The organism is Variimorphobacter sp. HTMS_6, from assembly GCF_059717775.1.
In genome coordinates this window covers 124,364-135,926 of the sequence record NZ_AP046094.1, presented here as the reverse complement: position 1 = coordinate 135,926, position 11,563 = coordinate 124,364, and the positions used below count along the sequence as shown (strand labels likewise).

Below are 11,563 nucleotides of genomic sequence, written 5' to 3'. Positions count from 1 at the left end.
CACCTCTCCCTTCTTAAGGGCTTCATCCCTTTACAATAAATAAAAAATGCACTGCCTTCCATGTAACATAGACGGCAGTGCCCAAGAAATATTTATTTACTGCTCAAATATTTTTCGATATTTTCTAGTGCTGCCTCCTCATCGGGTCCGTCAGCTGATACGATTACTTTCTCACCGGTAGAAATACCCATGCTCATCATACCCATGATGCTCTTTGCATTTACACGTTTTTCATTACTTGATACGTGAATACTGCACTCATATTGGCTGGCTACCTGAACCAGTAAAGCAACCGGTCTGGCTTCTAATCCGTTCGGAATATTAATCGTTATTTCTTTCGTTATCATATCAAATATCCTCCTTATTTTCGCGCAACTGCTCTGCAATTAAACTTAGTTTACGTAATCTATGGTTTACTCCGGACTTACCGATTGGGGGAACAAGCATTTCTCCCAGCTCCTTGAGAGAAGCCTCCGGATATTCAATTCGAATTCTTGCTATATCCTCTAATCCATCTGCAAGATCACCAAAGCCCACATGATCTCTAATATACATAATGTCTTCTATTTGTTTTGACGCTGCATTCACTGTTTTATTAATATTGGCAGCCTCACAATTAACCTGTCTGTTAATGGAATTTCGCATCTCTTTCAGAATTCGAACATTTTCCAACTCCATTAATGCTTCATGGGCTTCCATCACATTTAACAAATCAACAATTTGTGACCCCTCTTTAATATATACCACATAATTCTTCTTACGCAATATTGTTTTAGCATCAATGGAAAATGCCTGAATTATCGTGCGGATCTGCTCCGCCTTTTCCTCACTGGAAGCAACGATTTCAAGATGGTATGCTTTCTTAGGATCACTCATTGACCCGGAGGAAAGATATGCCCCTCTAATAAAAGCTCGTTTACAACACGCATTCTGAGTGAGAACCGGATCTGAAACGCCAAATTCGACACCGATTGGCGTCCCTGCTTCAAATAAACTCGTCAGATGCGTCACCAGAAAAGGATCAAAGGAAAGCTTTGTCGCTTGTAATATCAGGTCGATCGTTTCTGCATTACGAATAATAAGAGTATAGATATTACTTCTTTTCGCACTATTATTAGTTTTTACAGAAACATCAATATTTATATTAAATGTTTTTCGAATTAATGTAAAGTATTTTCTTGCTACGATCAGATTTTCCGTCTGAAGCTTTAAATAATACTTTTTGTCGATAGAAACTATTCTTCCTTCAAAGGATAAAATCGCGGCCAATTCAGCAAGTCTGCAATGCCTGGCGTTACTATATTGAAGCGAAAGCTCCTCTTTTACATCTTTAGAAAATGACATATAAATCTCCATTCTTCTAATACACTGTAAATATGGGTATTACTACATACTTACCGTGTGAAAAATTTTGATTTTTCACACTGATTTATTTGATTACGGTTTATATGGAATCCCTATCGATATCTCTGTGTTCCACCTTTATTCCGTATTCTGTTTGATTCAATCTGGAGGATAATTCATTCACCAAAGTGACGGATCGATGTCTTCCTCCGGTACATCCAATTGCAACTACGATTTGGTTCTTGCCTTCCGTAATATAATTCGGAATCAAAAACAACAGCATATCCTCTAGCTTATCAAGAAATTCACCGGCTATACTGGCCTCTAAGACATAGTTACTGACAGGGCGATCATTCCCTGTAAGCTTCTTAAGCTCCGGAACATAATACGGATTCGCTAAAAATCTCACATCGAAAACCAAATCAGCATCTGCCGGAATCCCATACTTAAATCCAAAGGATAAAATCGTAATATAAAAATTATTAAAATGCTCATCATTTAGATAAATGCGATTTATCTGTAGCTTTAAATCGCGAATCAAAAGATGGCTGGTATCAATAATGACGTCTGCTCTTTTTCTTAAGAATGCCAAACGTTCCTGTTCAAGCGCTATACCCTTTTCCACACGCCCAGCACCGGATAGAGGATGCAAGCGACGTGTTTCTTTATATCTTTTTACCAAAACTTCCGGGGTACTGTCTAGGAATAATATCTCATACGACACTCCGGTTCTTTTTAACTCCTGCAGGATAGTATCCATTTCTCTTAAGGCTTGTCCGCTGCGGACATCAATCCCTAATGCCACATTACTTTGATTTCCTTGCAAAATCAATTCCGCAAACTTTTTGACTAATTGAATCGGTATATTATCAACACAGAAGTATCCTGCGTCCTCTAACATTTTTAATACAGAGCTTTTTCCGGCTCCGGACATACCTGTGACAATGACGAACCTCATGATTGAACACTACCTCACTTGTAATTAAAAGTCACCGAGAAATTTCACTTCCGGCTCTAATCTGACACCAAACTTTTCTTCCACGATACGTACAACATCATCGATCAAATTTAAGAAATCCTTCGCAGATGCATTGTCTTTATTAATGACAAATCCGCAATGCTTTTCTGAAACTGCAGCTCCTCCGACCTGATAGCCGCGTAGCCCTGCATCATTAATTAACTTTCCTGCAAAATGCCCCTCCGGTCTTTTAAAGGTACTTCCTGCGCTATATTTATCCAAAGGCTGTTTATCACGCCTCATGCCGTTAAGTTCCTTCATCCTCTGACGAATCTTTTGTTCTTCCCCTTGACTCAGTCCTATGGTAGCCTCTAAGAGGATATAACTATTCTTCTGTAGTATACTCGTACGATAGCCAAGTTCCAGTTCTTGATTATTAAGTGCAAGAACCTCACCGCCCTCAGTTAAAACCTTCGCCTCTACGAGACAATGTTTCATCTCACCGTCATAAGCACCGGCATTCATCGTAACCGCCCCACCTAGAGTTCCCGGTATTCCGGAAGCAAATTCAAATCCGGATAAGGAATTATCTGCAGCTACACTAGCTAGCTTTGATAATAGTATACCTGCCTGAGCAACAATCAAATTATCATTTTTTACTGTTATATTTGAAAATTCCTCACCAAGTTTAATGATTACGCCACGATATCCTGAGTCGGATACCAAAAGATTGCTTCCGTTACCAATGACATAATAAGGCATGTTTTCACTCTTACATAATCCAATTACTCCTTGAATTTCATCTATCGTTATCGGCATAACCAGGTAATCGGTCTTTCCGCCTATGTGTAAAGATGTATGCTCCTGCATACTCTCATTCGTTTTCACGCGCTCCATAGGACATGTAAGAATAAGTTTTTGATAAAATTGCTCTTCCAAATCTGCCTCCTAAAGCATTCTCTTTTTTATATAACTATATTATGCAATAATTAGTTTTGCTGCTCCATAGATACCTGCATCGTTACCTAAAGTTGCGAGCTTAAATTCTTTATTTTTTAACGCATCCATAACCATTGTATTGTAATATTTCTTAATTGTTTCGGTAATGATCTCACCGGCTTTTGATACACCACCGCCGATTACAAATATCTCAGGATCTATCGTTTGAGCGATGTGAGCCATAGCCAGTCCAAGATAATAGCAAGCTTTCTCTACTGCTGCTTTTGCGAGATTGTCTCCTTCTTTTGCACAGTCAAATACATTCTTTGCACTCAACTCACTAAAGCTTCTGAGTGTTGATGCTTCAGTGCTACTCTCAAGGATTCTCTTTGCAACACGTACTACACCTGTAGCAGATGCATACTGCTCCAAACATCCACGTTTTCCACAGCCACAAGTAAGTGTTTCTTCTTCATTTACAAGAATATGTCCAATCTCACCACCGGCGCCATTGCTTCCTGCAATCACGGAGCCATTGAGGATAATTCCACCACCAACACCGGTTCCGAGTGTTGCCAGTACCATATTGTGATATCCTTTTCCGCCACCCATCCATGACTCACCAAGTGCTGCTACATTTGCATCATTAGCTGCCTTCACTTTGAGGCCTGTCATTTCTTTCATTTCATCTTCGATATTAAAATAACCCATTCCAAGGTTTGCAAGCTCAAGTACATCGCCGTTATCCTTAACAGGACCCGGAATACCAACACCTACACCAAGAACGTCTTCTTTATTTAACTTAAGCTCCTCCATCTTATTTAAGATGAATTCAGATGCATCTTTTAAGATGTCCTTACCGTTACCGGTTTTTCTGGTCGGGAAATCCCATTTATTTAATAACTTGCCTTCCGTGTCAAATAAACCGGCTTTTACCGCTGTTCCACCTATATCGATTCCAAAGCATACCTGACTCATATTTGTATCTCCTGCCCTCATATAATTTCGTATTTTATAAATAATAATTTGTAATTAATCCGTCTTCTTTAGGCTATTCGTTACACGATTATAAAGCTCCTGCGCTGCATTATAACCCATCTTCTTCTGACGGTAGTTAACTGCAGCTGATTCACAGATAACTGCAAGGTTTCTACCCGGACGAATCGGGATGGAGTGGCACACTACCTTATTTCCTAAAAACTCTATATAAGCCTCCTCTAATCCGAGACGGTCATATTGTCTATCTTTATTCCATTCTTCCAGCTTGATTACAAGATCGATTGCCTGTGTGTTCTTAACACTTTCCACACCGAACAAGGTCTTTACATCAATAATACCGATACCCCTAAGCTCGATAAAATGTCTTGTTATATCCGGTGAGGTACCGATTAAAGTCTCATCACTTACCTTTTTAATCTCTACAACATCATCGGAAACCAGACGATGTCCACGCTTGATGAGCTCGAGTGCTGCCTCAGATTTACCAATACCGCTTTCACCCATAATCAGGATACCTTCACCATATACATCGACAAGACCGCCATGAATGGTGATTCTGGGTGCCAGCTCCACATTAAGCCAACGAATCACTTCAGCCATAAAGGAAGAGGTCGTCTTTGTCGTTCTTAAAATCGGTACTCCCTTTTCTGTAGCAAGCTGAATAAATCCTTCGCTTACCTCAAGATTTCTGCTGAATACGATACAGGGTACGTGATAATCCATAAGCTTCGATAGAATTACCAATCTCTGCTCCGGATCCATTCTCTGCATATAAGCATGCTCTACATAACCGATTACCTGTACACGTTCTGAATCAAAATGATCAAAAAAGCCTGCCAGCTGAAGAGCCGGTCTGTTTACATCAGGTTGAGACAGTTTTATACTTTGTACATCGATTTCAGGAGTGCAATTCTCCAAACCCATCTTTTCAATAAGAGTAACTAAGTTTACTGTATACATTCCACAACCGTACCTTTCCATTTTTTATAGTAACCTCTGTGATTATTCGTATAACACTATTGTATCATTAAGCTACATTTTAACATAATAAGTTATTGACTGTAAATGCTTATTAAACACTATCCTTGTGAAAAAATTGATATACCTCCTCAGCGGACTGACGATTCATCGCCGGAATCTTCATGATTTCATCCACATCAGCACCTTGTATTGCCTCCAGTGATTGAAAATACTTCATCAGCGCTCTTCTTCTGGTAGGTCCGATTCCGTTAATATCATCCAGTATTGAATGTACTTGTTTTTTCTGTCTTAAACTTCTATGATATTCAATCGCAAAACGGTGTGTTTCATCCTGGATTCTGGTTATCAACTTAAATAATTCACCACTTTTATCAATCGGTAACTCCTTATTATCATAATAAAGGCCTCTGGTCCTATGGTTATCATCCTTCACCATACCACATACCGCTATATTTAGCTTCAACTCATCCAGTACTCGTAATGCGATACCAACTTGACCCTTACCACCATCCATCAGAATTAAGTCCGGATATTTCGTGAAGCTGCCAAGAGATTCATCCAACTGCTTCTCCTTATACTGCTCCAGCTCTCTTTGTCCGTGAGTAAACCTTCTGGTCAATACCTCATACATGGAAGCATAATCATCCGGTCCTTGTACACTTCGAATCTTGAATTTACGATAGTCCGCCTTTTTCGGTTTTCCTTTTTCAAATACCACCATGGAGCCTACGGATTCAAATCCGGCTGTATTGGAGATATCAAATGACTCAACGCGCTCTAGTACTGGTATGTCGAGAAGTTGTGCCAGTTCTCTTAATGCCCCTGTCGTCTTTGCTTCCTCTCTTTTAATCTTCTCCAGATCCTGATTAAGTACCAGTTCGGCATTCTTTCGTGCGAGTTCAACCAGCTTCTCCTTGTCCCCTTTTTGAGGAACCTTCAGATATACCTTCTGTCCTCTCTTCGCAGTAAGCCACTCGGTAAGCAGCTCTTCCTCTTCCGATTTTACACTTAAGAAGATTTCTTTTGGAATATATGGTGTACCGGCATAAAATTGCTTAATAAAGCTTGCCATAACTTCACTCTCCGCTACATCCATAACACCGCTCAGGTGAAAATGATCTCTTCCGATTAATTTACCGCTTCGAATAAAGAAGGTCTGCACCACAGCCTCGTCCTTATTTCTTGCAAATGCTATAATATCTCGATCAATCTGATCAGTATTGGTAATTTTTTGCTTATTTGCAATCTGCTTTACACTGCCTAGAAGATCACGGTACTGCGCCGCTTTTTCAAACTCCATCTCCTCCGATGCGGCAATCATCTTGTCCTCCAGTACTTTCGCTACTCTGGAATAATTGCCGTTTAAGAATTCAACCACTTCATCAATATTCTTACGATATTCCTCTTTGGTGATATAACCCTGACAGGGTGCGTCACATTGACCCATATGATAATAAAGACATGGACGTTCCTTACCAATATCCTTTGGTAGTATACGATTGCAGGTTCGTATCTTATATATCTTACGAAGTAGTTCCAAGGTATCCTTCACAGCCCACACACTCGTATAGGGACCAAAATACTTCGCCTTGTCCTTCTTTATCTCTCTAGACATGGACACCCTTGGGAATGCTTCATTCAGTGTAACACGAATGTAGGGATAGGATTTATCATCCTTTAACATCGTATTATACTTTGGCATATGCTCCTTAATCAGATTACATTCCAAAACCAAAGCCTCTAGTTCCGAATCCGTAATGATATATTCAAAATGATCAATATGTTCAACCATCTGCTTGATTTTTTCTGTGTGATTCCTACTGTTTTGAAAATATTGACGCACACGGTTTTTAAGAATAATTGCCTTACCTACATAGATAATATTATCCTTGTCATCTCTCATAATATATACCCCCGGTGTAGCCGGAAGCTTTTTCAATTCTTCTTCAATGATAAACATACGTTGCTCCTGTCTATTCGGATTGTGCCATATATGGTTAAGGCTAAAAAGCAACCACATAGATGCTTTTTAGCCCTTTTCTCCTATTTAAGAAATCAAATTATTATTTCTTATGATATGAAGTTTACCATATATTCAGGTGGTTTACAACCAGCGAGCCTATGGAAGATTCTTATGCATTAATATCCGTAAGCGAGAATAACAAAGGTCCTACGATATTCGCTTTTCCAACAGATGTAAGTTCCACTGTCAGAGTGTACGTGTATATTCCTGCCGTATCTATTCCATCATCCACATGAACAAAGGATGTGGTTTTGTTCATATCCGCCCAGCTTTCACCCGAGTCACGAATGCTGTAGATCAACGTGCCGGAATACGGCGCGCCCCGCCATATTTTAAATAGAACGACTGTTTTTTGTAAGACTTCATCCGTCAATGTTACCTGCCATCCGACGGTTCCCCTGATGATAATCGGAGCGTTCTCGCCAGCTTCAATCGACAACGCGGCAACCGGTACGGGCAAAGTTGATAACGGAATGAGTGTACCATTTACAATATTATTGGGCAATTCATAAACAACTAAAGGTGTTGACATACTTTCTTCCTACCTTTCTAAAATTTTATGCTACAATTTTTCTCCTACTGATATACCGTTAATAGGAACGTGAATGCTCCTATAATAGAGGCTGAACTATTCGAATTTAATATCTGAGCAGTCAGCACATACGTTGTTTCCTGGTCAGGAACAAAATCTGTATCAACTTGAGCAATATTACTCACTTTAAAACTATCAAAATCCGCTTCACAGCTATCAATAAAGCTGCATATTGAAGTACCCGTAATCGGGGCACCTCTCCATATTGTGAAACGAACTTTCGGTACGCTTTCTATCCCAGTTGCCTGCCATCCTATCGTAGAATAGAGTGAAACACTCTCACCGCTTTGAAGATAAGACGATAGAGAAGCAATCGGTAATTCATTTGTAGTGATCGGAATATATGCGCTCATTGAGGTATTGTCGGGTAATTCATAATAATATAAAAGTGCCATTTTTCCACCTCTTCCTTGATTTATTTATAAGTGATACCTACAACAGTTAGCCCGCCGATAATATTTGCCTGGCTTTTATACAGTGGTGCCCGCGCAGTAAGCGTATAGGTAACCACTTGTGACGCTGTAAAGTCATCCTCATACTGTGAAAATGAGATCGTCTTGTTATTGTCAACGTCCGGTTCCCCACTATCCATCGCGCTACAAATCAGTTCTCCGGTGAAGGGAGCGCCACGCCAAATAGAGAAAAGAATATCAGTACGATTAATAAATTCACCATCTGCATCTTCTCCATATTTTACAGCCTCCCATCCCACTGTCACTCTAAGTGAAACCTGATTACCGGCATCTACATTCGTACTTATGATTGCAAATGGGGTTTCCTGTGATGAAATTGGGATGGATGCTCCATATGCATTATTATCAGGAAATGTATAATACTTTAATATTCGTTCAGCCATATTAACCTCCATGCTGCCAAAGCCCACGAATTTGGGCGTTAGCACATATTTGTTATGTGGAAGATCACAATTTTCCACATTAACCTTCTAGGGAATCTTTCACTCCCAATAGTATTTTATGCCACTTGTTCGATTTTGTGTCGTATATTGTCATATTTAGTCGTCTTCAATCAAAGTGTTTAAAATTACAGCTGAAATAAAGGTCAGTCTAATTAAGCTGCGATTCTAAGCGTTTGCAAAGCAAAATTCTTTGCCGCGCAGTGTGCATTCTGCCTAGAATGCTTTATATATACTAGCAAATTTCACAATTTCGAAAATAAAAACCAGCCTTCTATGATTCCATCTCATAGAAGGCTGGTTACGTTTATTATATTAATTTCACTAATCCGAATTATACTTCGTCCTGTTTAACTTCTAATAAGGTCTCTTCTTTTGGCTCCGGTACAATTCCCTTAATTTCATTATAAATCTTCATGAATTCATCACCGGTAATCGTCTCTTTAGTAATTAAGAATTCAGCAATCTTATCGAGTACCTCACGGTTATCTGCAAGTAGCTGTTCCGCCTTGGAATAACAATCCTTGAGAATCTTCATTACTTCCTGATCAACTTCCGCTGCTGTGGCATCTCCACATTTTAGAACTGTTCTTCCATCAAGATATTTATTCTCCACTGACTCTAAGCCGATCATTCCGAATTTATCGGACATACCGTATTGAGTAACCATTGATCTAGCAAGATCCGTTGCTTTCTCAATATCATTGGATGCACCTGTGGTCACCGAATTAAAGATCAGATTCTCAGCAGCGCGACCACCATATAAAACAGCAATACGTGTAAGGATCTCCTCTTTGCTCATTAAGTACTTCTCTTCCTCAGGAGCATGCATAACATATCCCAACGAACCCATGGTTCTTGGTACTATTGTAATTTTTTGAACCGGTTCTGCATTCTTTTGTAATGCTGTCACTAGTGCATGACCAACCTCATGATAAGCTACGATACGTTTTTCTTCCTTACCAAGAATACGATCCTTCTTCTCCTTACCTGCGATAACCACTTCCACTGATTCAAATAAGTCATTCTGAGATACAGCGGTTCTTCCATTCTTAACCGCAAGGATTGCAGCTTCATTAATCATATTGGCAAGGTCAGATCCCACTGCACCCGAGGTTGCTTTTGCGATTGCCTCTAGGTCAACTGAATCATCCATCATAACATTCTTAGCATGAACCTTAAGTATATCAATTCTTCCCTTTAAATCAGGCTTATCTACGATAATTCTTCGATCAAAACGTCCTGGACGAAGGAGTGCTTTATCCAGTACCTCAGGTCGGTTCGTTGCACCGAGTACAACCAGACCCTTGGAGGAATCAAATCCATCCATATTCGAAAGCAACTGATTCAAAGTTTGCTCTCTTTCATCATTGCCACCACCGTAATGGGAATCCCTGCTCTTACCGATGGCATCAATCTCATCGATAAAAATAATACAAGGAGCGGTTTGCTGTGCCTGTTTGAACAAATCTCTTACTCGGGAGGCACCCACACCCACGAACATCTCAACAAAGTCTGAACCGGATAGGGAGAAGAACGGAACCTTTGCTTCACCGGCAACTGCTTTCGCAAGAAGAGTTTTACCAGTTCCGGGAGGTCCAACCAGAAGCGCACCCTTTGGTAGCTTTGCACCAATCTTCGTATACTTGGTGGGATTATGCAAGAAGTCTACAATCTCCAGCACTGAATCCTTCGCTTCCTCCTGCCCGGCAACATCCTTAAAGGTTACGCCGGTCTGTTTCTCTACATAAACCTTGGCATTGGACTTACCGACACCCATCATACCACCACTGTTCTTCGATAGCGTTCGGAACAGGAACCACATCACGACATAGATTCCTATGATCGGCAATAACATAGAAAGCGCTGCGGTAAACCAATTCGTAGTCTCCGGCGTTCTTGAAAATTCGATGTTCGCATTATCAAGTCGTTTTACTAATTCAGGATCTACGAAGGTTATGACATAATAAGCCTCTTCTATCGCACTCTTGTTACCTTCTGCTTTCTTAGTTATAAAGATCTTTTCACCCTTTACTTTAATGGACTGAATATTCCCTTTGTCAATCCAATGTAAGAATTCACTATATTTTATTTCCTTTTTCTCTCCCTGACCTACCATACTTGTCAGCTGGGAGAACATATACCAAATAAATAATGACGATGCCAATATAATGATAATTGCGGTTCTATTAGGCAGGCCGTTTTTATTCGGCTTATTGTTGTTATTGTTATTATTATTACTATTGTTGCTATTGTTGTTATCCATGAAATCCTCCTTATTCACAGAGCTGTCTCACCTTTTCACTGTCCTGAATCCGTAAAATAACTTTTCAATCACCGATAATACGGTGTTATATACAAAATGTGAATTTGATTTATGTATAAATAATTCCCATTTTATTACCAATCCTCTTATCGTATACCTCATTATACTTATAGTCTTGCCATAAATCAATAAAATTGTTCTTAAAATTCTGTGTATAAATTATGTAGAAATCCTAAAAAGTGACCTTTTCTTTTAATAAGGAAGATTAATCAATCAAATTATTATGGAATTTCTGGAATTTAAGAATTACCAAATTAAAATCACCTTAATAAAACCTTGTTAAATACCGATATTTAGTATGATAACCAATCCATATGAGCATATTAGCTGTAGTAGCTTTTTATCGTCAAAAAGTCACATTTAATCCCAATGTCATAATTGACTTCTTAAAATGAATGTAGTATACTATAGCAGAAATTGTACATCATCCAGCAAGGGAGCCGGTATATGGTTTAAGTCCGATAAAGGATTGACCGGCTATTTATACC

The 11,563-nt window shown here is 39.4% G+C and carries 11 protein-coding genes; all 11 read right to left on the bottom strand.

Going from position 1 to position 11,563, the window contains the following annotated elements; all coding sequences use genetic code 11:
• Positions 1-92: 92 nt before the first annotated feature.
• Positions 93-347 carry an HPr family phosphocarrier protein gene (locus tag AC6IWN_RS00640; protein ID WP_497990048.1) on the bottom strand — a complete coding sequence of 85 codons (255 nt, stop codon included), beginning with the start codon at positions 345-347 and terminating at the stop codon, positions 93-95.
• A gap of 1 nt (position 348) precedes the next feature.
• Entirely contained in the window at positions 349-1,344 is a 996-nt protein-coding gene (whiA, locus tag AC6IWN_RS00635; RefSeq protein ID WP_497990047.1) for a DNA-binding protein WhiA, read from the bottom strand.
• A 100-nt stretch (positions 1,345-1,444) separates the two neighbouring features.
• Positions 1,445-2,302, bottom strand: coding sequence for an RNase adapter RapZ (rapZ, locus tag AC6IWN_RS00630; protein WP_497990045.1), 858 nt, complete (start codon positions 2,300-2,302; stop codon positions 1,445-1,447).
• 24 nt (positions 2,303-2,326) lie between these two features.
• A complete protein-coding gene (gene murB, locus AC6IWN_RS00625; RefSeq protein WP_497990043.1) occupies positions 2,327-3,241 on the bottom strand; it encodes a UDP-N-acetylmuramate dehydrogenase in 915 nt (304 codons plus the stop codon).
• Between the two features lie 39 nt (positions 3,242-3,280).
• Positions 3,281-4,219 carry an ROK family glucokinase gene (locus AC6IWN_RS00620; protein WP_497990041.1) on the bottom strand — a complete coding sequence of 313 codons (939 nt, stop codon included), beginning with the start codon at positions 4,217-4,219 and terminating at the stop codon, positions 3,281-3,283.
• Between the two features lie 54 nt (positions 4,220-4,273).
• Complete coding sequence (gene hprK / locus AC6IWN_RS00615; protein ID WP_497992229.1) at positions 4,274-5,200, bottom strand: HPr(Ser) kinase/phosphatase; 927 nt, start codon at positions 5,198-5,200, stop codon at positions 4,274-4,276.
• 112 nt (positions 5,201-5,312) lie between these two features.
• On the bottom strand, positions 5,313-7,181 hold the full coding sequence (gene uvrC / locus AC6IWN_RS00610) for an excinuclease ABC subunit UvrC (protein ID WP_497990039.1): 1,869 nt from the start codon (positions 7,179-7,181) through the stop codon (positions 5,313-5,315).
• Between the two features lie 172 nt (positions 7,182-7,353).
• Positions 7,354-7,776 (bottom strand): hypothetical protein, encoded by a 423-nt coding sequence (locus AC6IWN_RS00605; protein WP_497990037.1) that lies wholly within the window; start codon positions 7,774-7,776, stop codon positions 7,354-7,356.
• A gap of 44 nt (positions 7,777-7,820) precedes the next feature.
• A complete protein-coding gene (locus AC6IWN_RS00600; protein WP_497990035.1) occupies positions 7,821-8,231 on the bottom strand; it encodes a hypothetical protein in 411 nt (136 codons plus the stop codon).
• A 20-nt stretch (positions 8,232-8,251) separates the two neighbouring features.
• A complete protein-coding gene (locus tag AC6IWN_RS00595; RefSeq protein ID WP_497990033.1) occupies positions 8,252-8,692 on the bottom strand; it encodes a hypothetical protein in 441 nt (146 codons plus the stop codon).
• Between the two features lie 391 nt (positions 8,693-9,083).
• The gene (ftsH, locus tag AC6IWN_RS00590; protein WP_497990031.1) at positions 9,084-11,015 is read right to left on the bottom strand and encodes an ATP-dependent zinc metalloprotease FtsH; all 1,932 of its coding nucleotides are present in this window, start codon (positions 11,013-11,015) and stop codon (positions 9,084-9,086) included.
• Positions 11,016-11,563: the final 548 nt, after the last annotated feature.

Excerpts from the sequence above, each read along its gene's own strand:
- AC6IWN_RS00640 (WP_497990048.1), bottom strand. The coding sequence starts at position 347 with ATGATAACGAAAGAAATAACGATTAATATTCCGAACGGATTAGAAGCC.
- whiA (WP_497990047.1), bottom strand. The coding sequence starts at position 1,344 with ATGTCATTTTCTAAAGATGTAAAAGAGGAGCTTTCGCTTCAATATAGT.
- rapZ (WP_497990045.1), bottom strand. The coding sequence starts at position 2,302 with ATGAGGTTCGTCATTGTCACAGGTATGTCCGGAGCCGGAAAAAGCTCT.
- AC6IWN_RS00620 (WP_497990041.1), bottom strand. The coding sequence starts at position 4,219 with ATGAGTCAGGTATGCTTTGGAATCGATATAGGTGGAACAGCGGTAAAA.
- hprK (WP_497992229.1), bottom strand. The coding sequence starts at position 5,200 with ATGTATACAGTAAACTTAGTTACTCTTATTGAAAAGATGGGTTTGGAG.
- uvrC (WP_497990039.1), bottom strand. The coding sequence starts at position 7,181 with ATGTTTATCATTGAAGAAGAATTGAAAAAGCTTCCGGCTACACCGGGG.
- AC6IWN_RS00605 (WP_497990037.1), bottom strand. The coding sequence starts at position 7,776 with ATGTCAACACCTTTAGTTGTTTATGAATTGCCCAATAATATTGTAAAT.
- AC6IWN_RS00600 (WP_497990035.1), bottom strand. The coding sequence starts at position 8,231 with ATGGCACTTTTATATTATTATGAATTACCCGACAATACCTCAATGAGC.
- AC6IWN_RS00595 (WP_497990033.1), bottom strand. The coding sequence starts at position 8,692 with ATGGCTGAACGAATATTAAAGTATTATACATTTCCTGATAATAATGCA.
- ftsH (WP_497990031.1), bottom strand. The coding sequence starts at position 11,015 with ATGGATAACAACAATAGCAACAATAGTAATAATAATAACAATAACAAC.